The 13,206-nt window shown below is 61.9% G+C and carries 12 protein-coding genes; 2 read left to right on the forward strand and 10 right to left on the reverse strand.

Translation table 11 applies throughout. The features are described 5' to 3' along the window. Window positions 1-10 precede the first annotated feature (10 nt). The 7 genes from JH15_RS14570 to JH15_RS14600 form a co-directional block, all read right to left on the reverse strand. A complete protein-coding gene (locus tag JH15_RS14570; protein WP_043531546.1) occupies window positions 11-1,318 on the reverse strand; it encodes a TRAP transporter large permease in 1,308 nt (435 codons plus the stop codon). Continuing rightward, a complete protein-coding gene (locus JH15_RS14575; RefSeq protein ID WP_081949049.1) occupies window positions 1,315-1,932 on the reverse strand; it encodes a TRAP transporter small permease in 618 nt (205 codons plus the stop codon). The genes JH15_RS14570 and JH15_RS14575 overlap by 4 nt, the downstream gene beginning before the upstream one ends. A gap of 55 nt (window positions 1,933-1,987) precedes the next feature. After that, window positions 1,988-3,007 carry a TRAP transporter substrate-binding protein gene (locus tag JH15_RS14580; RefSeq protein WP_043531547.1) on the reverse strand — a complete coding sequence of 340 codons (1,020 nt, stop codon included), beginning with the start codon at window positions 3,005-3,007 and terminating at the stop codon, window positions 1,988-1,990. A 73-nt stretch (window positions 3,008-3,080) separates the two neighbouring features. After that, window positions 3,081-4,154 (reverse strand): LacI family DNA-binding transcriptional regulator, encoded by a 1,074-nt coding sequence (locus JH15_RS14585; RefSeq protein WP_043531549.1) that lies wholly within the window; start codon window positions 4,152-4,154, stop codon window positions 3,081-3,083. A 109-nt stretch (window positions 4,155-4,263) separates the two neighbouring features. After that, window positions 4,264-5,247 (reverse strand): 2-hydroxyacid dehydrogenase, encoded by a 984-nt coding sequence (locus JH15_RS14590; protein WP_043531551.1) that lies wholly within the window; start codon window positions 5,245-5,247, stop codon window positions 4,264-4,266. 44 nt (window positions 5,248-5,291) lie between these two features. After that, window positions 5,292-6,275, reverse strand: coding sequence for a sugar kinase (locus JH15_RS14595; RefSeq protein ID WP_043531553.1), 984 nt, complete (start codon window positions 6,273-6,275; stop codon window positions 5,292-5,294). Window positions 6,276-6,295: 20 nt separating this feature from the next. Further along, window positions 6,296-7,327 carry a LacI family DNA-binding transcriptional regulator gene (locus tag JH15_RS14600; RefSeq protein ID WP_052384140.1) on the reverse strand — a complete coding sequence of 344 codons (1,032 nt, stop codon included), beginning with the start codon at window positions 7,325-7,327 and terminating at the stop codon, window positions 6,296-6,298. A 186-nt stretch (window positions 7,328-7,513) separates the two neighbouring features. On the opposite strand from JH15_RS14600, the gene JH15_RS14605 reads away from it, so the two are divergent. Then, window positions 7,514-7,879, forward strand: a complete 366-nt coding sequence (locus JH15_RS14605) for a hypothetical protein (RefSeq protein ID WP_043531555.1) — start codon at window positions 7,514-7,516, stop codon at window positions 7,877-7,879. Between the two features lie 89 nt (window positions 7,880-7,968). On the opposite strand, the gene fabB is transcribed toward JH15_RS14605, so the two are convergent. After that, on the reverse strand, window positions 7,969-9,186 hold the full coding sequence (fabB, locus tag JH15_RS14610) for a beta-ketoacyl-ACP synthase I (RefSeq protein WP_043531556.1): 1,218 nt from the start codon (window positions 9,184-9,186) through the stop codon (window positions 7,969-7,971). Between the two features lie 13 nt (window positions 9,187-9,199). After that, window positions 9,200-9,715: a 3-hydroxyacyl-[acyl-carrier-protein] dehydratase FabA gene (gene fabA, locus JH15_RS14615; RefSeq protein ID WP_043531557.1), complete on the reverse strand. Its 516-nt coding sequence runs from the start codon at window positions 9,713-9,715 to the stop codon at window positions 9,200-9,202. 228 nt (window positions 9,716-9,943) lie between these two features. Between fabA and JH15_RS14620 the strand changes: the two genes are divergently transcribed. After that, window positions 9,944-11,770, forward strand: a complete 1,827-nt coding sequence (locus JH15_RS14620) for a putative bifunctional diguanylate cyclase/phosphodiesterase (RefSeq protein WP_043531558.1) — start codon at window positions 9,944-9,946, stop codon at window positions 11,768-11,770. Window positions 11,771-11,797: 27 nt separating this feature from the next. Here JH15_RS14620 and phrB read toward each other — a convergent pair whose 3' ends face one another. After that, a complete protein-coding gene (phrB, locus tag JH15_RS14625; RefSeq protein WP_043531559.1) occupies window positions 11,798-13,204 on the reverse strand; it encodes a deoxyribodipyrimidine photo-lyase in 1,407 nt (468 codons plus the stop codon). Window positions 13,205-13,206: the final 2 nt, after the last annotated feature.

Genomic DNA, 13,206 nt, shown 5'->3' on the forward strand with positions numbered 1-13,206 from the left:
CGACGACAGGTCAGATAAAGTCCGGTACCAGCAGACGCGGTATTGCCAGTATCAGTTCGGGGTAGACGATCAATAGCAGAATGACCGCGAGCATGATGCCCAGGTAAAGCATCGTGGTGCCTAATGCCTTGAGTAGCGGGATTCCGCCGATCTTGGCTGAGATCATCAAACATAGACCGTACGGTGGCGTAATCAGGCCCAAGCCCAGCGCCATGACACCGATCACCCCGAACTGCACTGGATGGATGCCGGCCTGCATTGCCAAGGGCTGAAATATCGGCGCCATGATGGCCATGGCCGGTAGCGAATCCATGAACGTGCCGATAACCAGCATCACGGCAGTCATGATCAACAGCAGGACGATGGGGTCGGAAATGTTCACTCCGGCCATCAGTTTAGGCGGAATCTGATAGAAGCTGATCAGGTAACCGAAAATGGCCGCGCCCACCAAGCTGAACAGCGACAGCGAGCAGAGCCGGACGGTCGCGGTTGATGCGTCCAGCACGTCACGCAACTTGAGCTCCCGGTAGACGATGAATCCCAGTGCGAGGGCGTAGAGCACCGCAATCATGGCCGCCTCGGTGGGTGTGACGATGCCCAGGGTAATGCCGCCGATGATGACCACCGGAATGCCTGCCGCCATCATGCCGTCCTTGCCCGAATGCAGGATCTCACGTAATGACGCACGCGGCCTGACCGGCACTTGGTATCGCCGCACATAACCCATGTTCAGGGCGAGCTGGGCCACGCCGATCATGATGCCGGGAAGGATACCGCCCAGGAACAGGCCGGCGATCGAGGTATTGGTCAGCGCGCCCCATACGATCATGTTGATCGAGGGGGGGATAATGATCCCCATCACCGACGACGCAGCCGTCACCGCGACTGCAAAGTGGGTGGGATACCCCTCGCGCTTCATGGCGGGTATCAGCACCGTGCCAACGCCGGCACTGTCGGCAGTCGAGGAGCCCGAGACGCCAGCGAACAACATGCTGACCATGACGTTGACATGGGCCAGGGCGCCCTTGAAGTGGCCGACCAGCAACATGCACAGGGTAATCAGACGATCGGTGATACGAGCGGCATTCATCAGGTTGCCGGCCAGCAGAAACAGTGGCACGGCCAGCAGGACGAACGAGTCCATGCCGTTGTACATGCGCTGGAACATGACCCAGTAGGTCAGCCGGGGATCGAGCACGATGATGCCGAAGGCAGTCAGAATCAGGGACATGGCGATTGGCACGCCAGCCACGATCAGTATCCCCAGCAGGCCGAAGAGCAACCAGGGCAACAGGAACATCCAATCCGAAGGCATCATGGGCGGCGTCCTTGATCATGATGGGTGGTGTCGGCGCTCGGGTAGCGACTATCGAGAAGGGTCGGCTCGCTATCACCCGTGTCGAGCGTATCGATTTCCTGTGGCGTATTGAGGGCTTCTTCCATGGCGTCCCATCCATGCAGGACGGCATGAAGCAGGCGCTGGAGGCTGAACAGGACGATGAATACGCCACTCACCATGAATGCCGAATAGACATAGACCATCGACAGGCCTGATGCGGTGGCGTTACGACGTAAGCCGGAGAGTGCGAACTCCTTGCCGTGGTAGACGAAGATGATCCCCAGGGTCAGGCAGGCCAGGTCGCGAATGACGCGTGTCGCGAGGTCGGCCCGGGAACCACGTGGAAAGGCTTCGAGCACGAAATGATCGGCATGCAGCACGCCGACGGCAGCGCCCAGCATGACCATCCACTGGAACGCGAAGCGGCTGAACTCCTCCGTCCAATAGAGACGGGGCATGAACGGCATATTTCGGCTCATGACCTGATAGATGATGAATAGCGTGAAGCCGAAAACAAGCGCCAGCAGCAAGACATGCAGCACGCGCTCGAGGACGCGGTTGAGCCATGCCAGGGCATCGAGCAAACGGGACATGTCGGGTTTCCTATAGAAGACGGGCAGCAGGGCGCCCGAGCCGGGCGCCTCGCACTTACTCGGCGTTGACGATCTTCTGGTGCAGGTCGCTAAGGCCCATCTCCTCGATCACACCCTGGAGCGGTTTACGAACCTGTTCCTGCATACGTTCGCGATCCAGTTCATGCAGCGTGGCGCCTTCCTCCACTAGCAGGTCCAGCGCTTCGGCATCCTGCTCGAGCTGAATGTCCCGTGCATAGCTGGCGGATTCCTCGGCGGCTGCCATGACCATCTCCTGCTGGTCTTCGGAGAGGCGATCCCAGCTCATCTGCGACATGGTCAGCAGACGCACGGTGATGTCATGTTCGGACAAGCCGATATGCGGCGCCACCTCATGAAAGCGCATGCGGTGAATCCACTCAGCTTCGTTGAGCAGGCCATCGATGGCCCCCACTTGAAGCCCGGTATAGATCTCGCTCCACTCCATGACCGTGGGATCGGCACCCAAGGCCTCCCAGGCGGTGATCAGCGGTTTGGTCGGGTTGGTGCGGAGTTTCATGCCTTCCAGATCGTCGAGGCTCTCGAGAGGCTCGGTACTGACGATCTGGCGCTTGCCGCCGCCATAAAAGGCCAGGATGCGAACATCGGTCTCCTCGGTGATACGGTCAGCGATCTCACGGCCGACCTCGCCATCGAGCACGGTGCGCCAGTGGTCTTCGTCGCGGTACAGGAACGGAATCGAGAACACGTTGGCAGTGGATGAAAAGTCCGTGATCAGACCCGGATTGATGATCGAGATATCCAGCGCCCCGGCCATCTGCTGTTCGAACATCTCGGTTTCATGGCCGAGCACCGAGTTGCCGAGAATCTCGACACCGATCTCGCCATCACTCTTCTCGTCGAGCAACTCTTGGAACTTGGTTGCGCCCAGATGGTAGGCGGTGTCTTCGGTACCGCCATGCCCGAAGCGCAGGTCAACGGCCTGGGCCGTGCCGGCCAGACCCAGCGCGGCGGTGAATACGGCGCCGGCCAGCAGGCCTCGGCCCAAGGTCGGGCGGTGCTGGGCATCGTTTGGATCGATCCATTTATGAGTCATATATATCACCTCTTGTTATCGGGCACCCTGATAGCGGGGTGTCTTGGCTGGCGTTTTAGCGGCCGGGGCCGCTTTACGATACGGGTAGTAGCACCTCGCCGCAGTGCGCGCTGGCACCGCACGATTCGCGTACCCGAAGTTGGGGCGATAGCACGACTTGTTCCCTCGCCCCGTTGGGGTTCTTGATACGTCGCAGCGCCAGGCGTGCGGCTTCCTGTCCTATGGCGTAGGGGTGCGTAGCGATACTGGTCAGTGCCGGCGCGCTAAGGGCTGCTTCCTCGACGTCGTCGGTGCCGATCACCGCACAGTCCTGACCTGGGGTCAGTCCCAGTCGCTGTAGACCCAGCATGGCGCCGAAGGCGACCATGTCGTTATGGCACACTACGGCAGTGGGCGCGGGGTGCTCCTTCAGCAAGTGTCGTATCGCCTCGAAGCCGTCACGGCGGGTCACGGTCGAGCGCAACAGGCGCTGGTAGTCCAACCCATGCTGGGCGAGAACCTCTCGATAGCCCTGCCAGCGTTCCTGCGTAGCCGAGTGCTCGGCATGCCCGCCGATGAACGCAATGCGCCGATGGCCCTGCTCTACGAGATGATCGATCGCCAGGCTTACCCCCAGACGGAAATCGGTGCCGGCATAGTCGAACGGGAGCGAGCCGACATGGCGCAGCACTTGGACGCAGGGCAGGTTCCAGTGCTGCAAGGTCTCGATCAGGCTTGGGTCGGTGCCCTGCGCCGGGCACAACAGGATGCCGTCGACACGGTGCTCGCGCATGCGCTCCAGGAAACGTTGTTGCCGATCCGGCGAATCCTCGCTATTGGCCAGAAAAGACACATAGCCTTCACGATTCAAGGCAGCATCGATCCCAGCCACCATGGCACCGAAGAATGGGTTGGCGATGTCGTATACGACCACGCCGAGTGTCGAAGTACGGCTGGCACGCAGTGCCGCTGCCCCGCGGTTATAGACATACCCCAGGGCTTTGATTGAATGCCGCACACGCTCACGGGTACGCTCGGCCACGAGCGGACTTTCACGCAATACCAGCGATACCGTCGAGCGCGAGACCCCGGCATGGGCAGCGATATCCTGCAGCGTGACACTGCTGGAATCGCGGCGTGGGCCGGCGTCGTGAAAGGCATCGGTCATGGCGAACCTGTCGAAAAATGCGTTTTTGGATTGATCTAAATCTAGAAGAGACGATGCCCGTCACCAACTCCCCTTTAGTCGAAGAGGGTGACGGGCCAAGGTCCTGAGGTTAGTCTCGCGATTGGTAGGCCGCCTCGTTGACCAGGCTGATCGGACGCTCGCCCTTGAGTGCGAGGGCGATGTTGTCTACCGCTCGCTGGGCCATGGCATCGCGGGTTTCATGGGTGGCCGAGCCGATATGGGGCAGGGCAACGACATTGGCCATATGGGGCAGGGGCGACTCCAACGATAGCGGCTCTTGCTCGAAGACATCGAGGCCGGCGGCGCGGATCTCGCCGCTCTCCAGTGCTGCGACCAGGGCGGGCTCGTCGACGACCTTGCCGCGGGCGATATTGACGAAGATGGCCGAGGGTTTCATCAGCGCGAACTCGCGCTTGCCGATCAAATGCTCTGTCTCGGCCGAGAGCGGCACGGTGACACAGACGAAGTCGGATTCAGCGAGTAACTCATCCATTTCCCGGCGTGTCGCTCCCAGCTCCTGCTCGAGCTGCGGCTTGGGCGAGGCGTTGGAATACAGGATTTTCATACCGAAGCCCAGGGCACCTCGGCGGGCAATGGCGGCGCCGATACGGCCGAAGCCGATCATGCCCAGGGTCTTGCCATGCACGTCGGTGCCGAACTGGGCTTCACCGATGCTCTCTTGCCAATCGCCGCGCTTGACGAATTCGGCGAGCTCCACGGCGCGCCGTGCCGTCGCGATAATCAGTAGGAACCCCGTGTCGGCAGTGGTTTCGGTGAGCACATCGGGGGTATTGCATAGCAGGATGCCGCGCCGGGTCAGCTCATCGACGGGATAATTATCGTAGCCGACCGAGATGCTGGCGATGGCTTCCAGGTGAGGAGCCTCGTCGAGCAGTTGGGGGGTAATCTTCAAGCTGGCACCGACCAGGCCGTGAGCCTCGGCGAGCGCCTCGCGGAACGCGGGATCGTCTGCACTGTCGAGCTTCTCGAAATAGTCGACGTGAAAGTCCTCGGTCAGTTGGTCTAGCTGCTCTTGCTTGAGGCGGCGAAAGGCGACGATACGTTTCTTCATGGTCGGGCTCCGGTCGGGGCTGGTCTGGGTGCGATGCGCTGGGCTTACCCCATGGGGGGCAGGTCGTCCTCGAGTTCGGAAAGTCGTTGCCGACTCGGCAAGCCTTCCATGTCACCAAGGGCCTGCACGGCCTCGGCACCGATCAGGTTGCCGCGACGCACCGCCTCACGGGGGGAAAGGCCATCGAGCAGGGCGCTGATAACGCCTACCGCGAAACCGTCCCCGGCGCCCACGGTATCCACCACCTCGTCGACCTCGAAGCCATGCACGGTGAAGCTCTCCTCGTGGCCGTTCATGGTGCCGCGATAGTAGCTGCCTTCGGGGCCCAGCTTGATGATCACGGCCTTGGCGCCGCGCTCGAGATAGAAGTCGGCAATATCATGGGGATCTTCGCGACCCGTCAGCAGGCGGCCCTCCGCCAGGCCAGGCAGCACCCAGTCGGCCTTGGCGGCCATGGCGTTGATCGTCTCGCGCATTTCCTCTTCACTGGCCCACAGGCTGGGTCGCAGATTGGGATCGAAGGAGATGCTCGCGCCGTGCTGTCGAGCCTGGTCAAGCATGTGCCACGAAAGCTCACGACATGAGGCCGAGACGGCCGGCGGGATGCCGGTGGCATGGAGATGCCGCATGCTCGAGAAATCCACAGAAGCGGCGTCGTCGGGTGAAAGATGGCTGGCGGCGCTTCCCTTCCGGAAGTACTCCACGCGGGGGTCGGCGCCACCGGAGGCGCGCTCCTTGAATACCAGCCCCGTGGAGTGCTCCTCATCGTGGGTCAGATAACGACAGTCCAGTCCCTCCGTCTCGAGGGTACGGTGAATGTAGTCGCCAAAGCTGTCGTTGCCGACGCGGCTCAGCCAGCCGACATGAAAGCCGAGGCGGGCCAGGCCAATGGCCACGTTGGTGTCGGCACCGGCAATGCCGCGCTGGAAATGCTCGATATCCGGCATGGCGCCCGGCGCATCGGCCACGAACAGGGTCATGGCCTCGCCGAAAGCGAGGATCTCTGGGGCGGACGCGGTATCTCTCATAAGTTCTCTCCTTGAAATGGTCATGAGGCGCGTTGACGGGTTGAGCCGCGAGGCACGAGTTGTGGCGAATAATGGGTCCGGCGTGGTGGCATGGGGGGGTGTCCGTTCAATCGCTCCATAAGATTCTCCACAGCGGTGCGCCCGATGGCCTCGGTGGGCTGGGCCAAGGTGGTGATACCCGGTGCGACCAGGCTGCACCACTCCAGCTCGTCGATACCCATCAGCCCCACCTCGCCCAGCGGCGTATCCAGCCGTTGCAGAGCCCGAACAGCCTCCAGCGTCACGTTGCCGTTGGCACAGAGTACCGCCATTGGACGATCGGCCTTGTCGAGGAAACGACGCAGTACCTCGTACAGCGTATTCTCTCCCCTCTGCAGTGTCAGGCTATGCGCTTCACCGTCGAGGTCGGGGTCGCGGGACAATCGGTGCTGGAAATGTTTCAAGCGTAGCTGTCGAGAGCTGGCTTGTTGCGGGGGCTCACCGAGGTAGAGCAATTGGCGGTAGCCCTGCTCATGAAGATGATCGACAGCGATGTCGATGGCGCAAGCATTGTCGAGGCCCACGACATCGGCTTCGACCTCGCCCAGGAGGCGATCGAGCAATACCAGTGGCGTGCCCTGGGCGGCGAAGGCCTGGAGTTCCTGGCTCGGCTGGCCAGAGACATTGATCACCAGGCCGGCGACACGATAGGACGCCAGCAGGCTCAAATGGGCTCGCTCCTGTGCAGGATCGTTATCGGTATTGCCTACCATCAGCGAAAAGCCTCTTTCACGGCAGGCCTGTTCGACACCATGCATCACCGCCACCGAAAAAGGATTGCGTATGTCGGCCACCAGCATACCGATCAGCTGCGACTGGCCAGCCTTGAGGCTGCGTGCCATGGGGTTGGGTCGATAGCCCAGCCGGTTGGCGGCGAGGGCGATACGCACCTGCATATCATGTGACAGGCGATCCCGCTCGTGCCCGAAATAGCGCGATACGCTGGTCTTCGAGACACCTGCCTCCTGGGCAACCTCAAGAATCGTAGAAGGGCGGAGCCTGGGCGCGGACATGGTCTGCATATTCCTTGATGGAACCGTTCCCATCCTAGTGGTCACATCCCTATCGCTCAAGCAAGCCGGGTTAGACATAAGTCGCTACCGTAAGCATGAAACGGCGTCCGATACCGCACGGCAGAGCCCGACTCGGCTACCTTGTAGGTGTTGATACACGTTTATTGGTCAAGGAGATGAAATACGATGCCATCCAAGCTCACCATGCCACTGCTAGCCTGCATGCTGCTCTTGCCTCTCGGAGTCCAGGCTCAGGACACCCGGGCACAGAGCGGCCAGTCCTCAGGCGGGCAGGCTCAAGGTAGCCAGCAGGAACAAGGCTCGGGTGAAGGGCAGGGTAACGCCGGCAGCGCCTCTCAGGAGCCTGCCACGCCTGCCGTGCCCCAGGCAGCCGAAGCGGACAAGGGCAGCGACGCGAAAGAGAGCGAGCAAAAGCCGAAGTCCAAAGAGGAAATGCAGGCAGGTACGGGGGGCACCGGGAGTCCCGACTCGGCCATGAAGGAAGGCGAGGACGACAAGAGCCAGGAACAACAACAGAAGCAGGATCAGTAGCCCTGGTCAGGCCCATGCGCTGATCCTGAATGCACGACCCCCGCACATGGCGGGGGTCGTTGACGTTACAGCGTGGTCGTGACAGGCGCTCAGTCGCGATATTTCTCGAGCACCAGGCAGGCATTGGTGCCACCGAAACCGAAGCTGTTCGAGAGTACACGCTGGATACCGGCATTATCGCGTCGCTCGGTGACGATATCGAACCCTGCAGCCTTATCGTCCAGCGTCTCGACATTGGCCGAGGCGGCAATGAAGTCATGCTCTAGCATCAGCAGCGAGTAGATCGCTTCCTGCACCCCGGTTGCCCCCAGGGAGTGGCCGGTCAATGACTTGGTAGAGCTCATGGCCGGAGTACGATCGCCGAATACCTCGCGTACGGCACTCAGTTCGGCGACATCGCCTACCGGCGTCGATGTGCCGTGGGTATTGATGTAATCGATCTTGCCATCGACCGTGGCCATGGCCTGGCGCATGCAGCGAGCAGCGCCTTCACCGGAAGGTGCGACCATGTCATAACCGTCGGACGTGGCGCCATAACCGACGACCTCGGCATAGATCTTGGCACCACGAGCTCGCGCATGCTCGAGCTCCTCGAGGACCAACATACCGCCGCCGCCGGCGATGACGAAGCCGTCACGTGCCTGGTCATAGGGCCGGGATGCCTGGTCGGGCCGATCGTTGTAACCGGTCGAAAGCGCACCCATGGCGTCGAAAAGGCAGGACAGGGTCCAATGCTCTTCCTCACCGCCGCCAGCAAAGACGACGTCCTGCTTGCCGAGCTGGATCTGCTCCACCGCACTGCCAATGCAGTGTGCGGACGTGGCACAGGCCGAGGAGATCGAGTAATTCACACCCTTGATCTTGAACGGCGTAGCCAGACATGCAGAGACGGTGCTGCCCATGGTACGGGTAACCCGATACGGTCCTACACGGCGCAGGCCCTTGTCGCGCAGGACATCGGCCGCCTCGACCTGGTTGGCGCTCGAGGCGCCACCCGAGCCGGCGATCAGGCCGATTCTTTCGCTGGAGATCTGCTCCAGGCTCAAGCCGGCATCTTCGACGGCCTGGGCCATGCTGACATAGGCATAGGCGGCAGCATCACCCATGAAGCGCCGCAGCTTGCGGTCGATCAGGGTATCCAGATCGATATCGACGACCCCGGCTACCTGGCTGCGGAAACCGAGTTCGGCATAGTCGTCCTTGAAACGGATGCCGGAACGGCCAGCCTTGAGTGCATCGGTGACCTGGTGTTGGTCGTTGCCGAGGCACGAAACGATGCCTAGGCCGGTGACAACCACTCGTCGCATGGAAGCCTCCTGGTCAGAAATTCGCGGTGGAGGTGAACAGGCCGACACGCAGGTCGTTGGCCTGGTAGATGGCACGCCCGTCCACGGTCACGGTCCCGTCGGCGATACCCAGGATCAAGCGCCGCGTAATGATACGCTTGACGTGGATATGGTACGTGACCTTCTTGGCATCGGGCAGGATCTGGCCGGAGAACTTGACGTCTCCGCAGCCCAGCGCGCGTCCTCGACCCGGATGACCTAGCCAGCCCAGGTAGAAGCCCACCAACTGCCACATGGCATCCAGCCCTAGACAGCCGGGCATCACCGGGTCGCCGGGGAAGTGGCAGTCGAAGAACCATAGGTCCGGGTGAATGTCGAGCTCGGCGATGAGCTCGCCCTTGCCGTGGGCACCGCCTTCCTCATGAATCCGTGTGATGCGATCCAGCATCAACATGTTGGGAGCTGGCAGCTGAGCGTTGCCCGGGCCGAAAAGTTCGCCCTGGCTGCAGGCCAGCAATTCTTCGAGGCTAAACGAGTGTTGCTTGGTCACAGAATCATTCCGAGTCGCATTGTCTTGTGCCGCGTGTGTTACCACGGTGTGTGCATTCTACTGGCACCCCGCGGCGATTGCACGCCGGGGCCAGCCCGTTGCCGCCCCGGCGTCTCATGAAGATGGTCGTGTCTGGTGGCATGTGCAAGTTGCGCCAGGCTCAAGCCACGGGGCATGATGCCGATAACTGTTTCGAATCATGACATTTCACCGACCCGATGAGAACGCATGTGGCCTCCATTTTCCCTTAATCGCCCGCTGGTATGGGCAGGCCTCGCCGCGTTGGCGGCGATCGGCTGGCTGCCCAGCCTGTGGCTGAGGTTCGTAGCGTTGTGTTTCGTCGGAATCGGGCTTGCCGATGCCTGGCAGCAGATCCGTCACGAAAGTCGGCGCCGCCTTCTGTCCGAGGAGGCGCTCAAGCTATCGGACGACGGGGTGGTGATCAGCGATGCGCAAAACCGTATCGTGGCCGTTAATCCCGCCTTCACGCAAATCACCGGCTACACCATTGATGAAGTGAAGGGGCAGGATCCGTCCATCCTCTCGGCGGGACGCCACGACAAGGCGTTCTACGATCGCTACTGGCAGACGCTGCAAGCCACCGGTCGCTGGGAAGGCGAGATATGGAACCAGCGCAAGCATGGCGATCAGTTCCCCGAGTGGCTGCGCGTCCAGGCGTGTCCCGACGACAAGGGGCGGCTGAGCCATTACGTTGCCCTGTTCACTGATATCTCCCGACACAAGGCGCGCGAGCAGGACTTGCGTCGCATCGGCTTCGAGGACCCCTTGACCGGGCTACCCAATCGACGCCGATTGCATGACCTCATGACCTCTCGTCTTCGCCACCTGCGTGCCGGTGAAGGACTCGACATGGCGTTGATCGATATCGATGGATTCAAGGCCATCAACGACGCCATGGGCGTGGATTGCGGCGACCGGTTGCTGGCGCGGTTCGGGCAGCGGTTGGCCGGGCATGTTGCCGGCGGGGTCGTGGGTCGGCTAGGCGGTGACGAGTTCATGGTGATTCGCACGACGACCTTCAACGATCATGAAAAATGGGTCAGCGGCTTGCGCGATCATCTCAGTGAGCCCTTCGAGATTGACGGGCACTCGCTGCGTCTGGGCCTGACGATCGGCAGTTGTCGGGCGCCGGAAGATGGCAACGACTCGGGCGTGTTGTTCCAGCGCATGGAATCGGCGCTTTACAGCGCCAAGCGCCATGGCCGAAATCACGATCAGCGCTTTCGCCCCTCTTTGGATGTGGCTGGGGACCGCCAACTGGGCTTGGTCAATGACCTAAGGGCAGCCCTGGCCAAGGGGACCCAGTTGGAGCTGCATTATCAGACACAGCATGCCCTGAACGACGGCGCCCTGGTCGGGATGGAGGCGCTGCTGCGCTGGCGTCACCCCGAGCATGGCATGATCTCACCAGCCGATTTCATTCCCCTGGCCGAGCGGCACGGCTTGATGTCGTCGCTGGGCAGTTGGGTCGTCGATCGGGCCGTGGCTCAGCTTGCTACCTGGCGCGCTGCAGGCATGCCCCGGGTGCCGGTGTGGGTCAACATTTCCGCGCTGCAGTTGATTCAGGGCGATCTCGAATCGCGCCTGGCGGCTTGCCTGGCCCAGCATCGCGTGCCGCCGAACATGCTGGGGCTCGAACTCACCGAGTCGGTGCTACTCGACGAGCGTGCCGGGGATATCTACCCGCGCCTGGAAGCCCTGCGTAAGCTGGGCCACGAAATTGCCATCGACGACTTCGGTACCGGTTACTCGTCGCTCAGTTACCTCAAGCGCTTACCGGTGGACAAGCTCAAGCTCGACCGAGCGTTCATTCGTGCCCTGCCCGAAGACAGCGCCGATGCCGCGATCGTCAGTGCGGTTCTGGCCATGGCCCGGGGGTTGTCGCTGGTCGTCATCGCGGAGGGTGTCGAGACACCTGCCCAGCGCGACTTCCTGAAGCGCAACGGGTGTCCGCTGGTTCAGGGGTTCTTGTTCTCGCGCCCCGAACCGGCATCCGAGCTCGAGGCACGTTTGATGGAACCGCAGCCCGTCTGAGGCTCGGCCGTCCTTCTCTGCCCAGCCTCATCCCAGAGATTTGAACGCCTCTAGCGCACGAGCGCGAGCAGCCTTGTGGTCGACGATCGGAGGTGGATAGCCAGTACGTCGTCGAACCTCCTGTGACGGATCGTGCCGCAGGCGCCCCGGTACGTCTTGCAGGGTTTCCACATAGTGGCCGATGAACGTGCCATCCGGGTCGAAGCGTTTCGACTGGGTCACGGGATTGAAGATGCGGAAGTAGGGGGCTGCATCGGTCCCGGTCGAGGCAGCCCATTGCCAGCCGCCGTTGTTGGCCGCGAAATCCCCATCGACCAGATGGTGCATGAAGAAGCCTTCGCCGCGTCGCCAATCGATCAGCAGGTGTTTCGACAGGAACATGGCCGTGACCATTCTCAGACGATTGTGCATCCAGCCGGTCGCGACCAGTTGGCGCATGGCGGCATCGACGAGCGGGTAGCCGGTACGGCCTTCACACCAGGCATGAAATGCAGCGTCATCGTCACGCCATGCCAGGCCTTCCGTGTGCGTCTGAAAAGGCCGGCCCCGACAGAGATCGGGGAAGCCCACTACCAGATGCAGGTAGAACTCTCGCCATATCAACTCATTGACCCAGGCCACCAAGCCTGCGTCGCCTTCGGCCAGCCCGCCCTGATTCTCGGCCAATACGGCCTGTAGACACTGGCGCGCAGAGATCATGCCAAGCGCCAGGTAGGGCGCCAGTTCGCTGGTTCCAGCCTGTGCCGGATAATCACGCTGGACGTGGTAATGGCGTGCACGGTACCTGAGAAAGCGCTGGAGCCGCGAGGCGGCGACGGCCTGTCCCGCTGGCCATAGGGTGGCATTCGCGATCGAGGCGTCCTTTGGCGATTCGGGTAGCGGGTCCGAGTCGATGGCCAGCCTGGGTTGGGGCGAAGGCGTGTCTCGCAAGGCGATGCGCGAGGCCTCGAGCTGACGGTGCCAGGCCTTGGCGAAGGGGGTGAAAACCCGATAGTAATCGCCTTGGCCGGTCAGCAGTTCCCCCGGGGCAAAGGCCACCGAATCGGTGAAGCCTCGGGCCTCGAAGCCTTCCTGTTTGAAGGCGTCGAGTACCGCCTGGTCACGACGACGCTCGTTGAGCGGATACTCGCGATTGAAGTAGATGCCGCGTGCGCCCTGTTCACGGGCTACGGTCAGGAGTGCCTGTGCGGCGCCCTCGAAGTTATCGGCAGTCCGGTGAAGCAGCGGTATGTTCAGGCCGGCCAGATCGTCGCGAAGCGCCGCCACGCCACGGGCCCAGAAATCCAGCTTATTGGGACCGTGGCCATGACGCTGCCATTGCGCGGTGCTACGCAGGAAGACTGCAATCACCGGTCCTCGTGAGGCCGCCTGGCTGAGGGCTGTGTTGTCATCAGTGCGCAGGTCACTGCGAAACCAGACCAGGATCGGGGGCATGC

Origin of the sequence: Litchfieldella xinjiangensis, from assembly GCF_000759345.1 — a bacterium.
Lineage (GTDB): Bacteria > Pseudomonadota > Gammaproteobacteria > Pseudomonadales > Halomonadaceae > Litchfieldella_A > Litchfieldella_A xinjiangensis.

Bases quoted from the DNA above. Each gene is read 5' to 3' on its own strand.
- JH15_RS14605 (WP_043531555.1), top strand. From the start codon at position 7,514: ATGCCATCCAAGCTCACCATGCCACTGCTAGCCTGCATGCTGCTCTTG.
- JH15_RS14620 (WP_043531558.1), top strand. From the start codon at position 9,944: ATGTGGCCTCCATTTTCCCTTAATCGCCCGCTGGTATGGGCAGGCCTC.
- JH15_RS14575 (WP_081949049.1), bottom strand. From the start codon at position 1,932: ATGTCCCGTTTGCTCGATGCCCTGGCATGGCTCAACCGCGTCCTCGAG.
- JH15_RS14585 (WP_043531549.1), bottom strand. From the start codon at position 4,154: ATGACCGATGCCTTTCACGACGCCGGCCCACGCCGCGATTCCAGCAGT.
- JH15_RS14590 (WP_043531551.1), bottom strand. From the start codon at position 5,247: ATGAAGAAACGTATCGTCGCCTTTCGCCGCCTCAAGCAAGAGCAGCTA.
- JH15_RS14595 (WP_043531553.1), bottom strand. From the start codon at position 6,275: ATGAGAGATACCGCGTCCGCCCCAGAGATCCTCGCTTTCGGCGAGGCC.
- phrB (WP_043531559.1), bottom strand. From the start codon at position 13,204: ATGCCCCCGATCCTGGTCTGGTTTCGCAGTGACCTGCGCACTGATGAC.
- JH15_RS14570 (WP_043531546.1), bottom strand. From the start codon at position 1,318: ATGATGCCTTCGGATTGGATGTTCCTGTTGCCCTGGTTGCTCTTCGGC.
- JH15_RS14580 (WP_043531547.1), bottom strand. From the start codon at position 3,007: ATGACTCATAAATGGATCGATCCAAACGATGCCCAGCACCGCCCGACC.
- fabB (WP_043531556.1), bottom strand. From the start codon at position 9,186: ATGCGACGAGTGGTTGTCACCGGCCTAGGCATCGTTTCGTGCCTCGGC.
- JH15_RS14600 (WP_052384140.1), bottom strand. From the start codon at position 7,327: ATGTCCGCGCCCAGGCTCCGCCCTTCTACGATTCTTGAGGTTGCCCAG.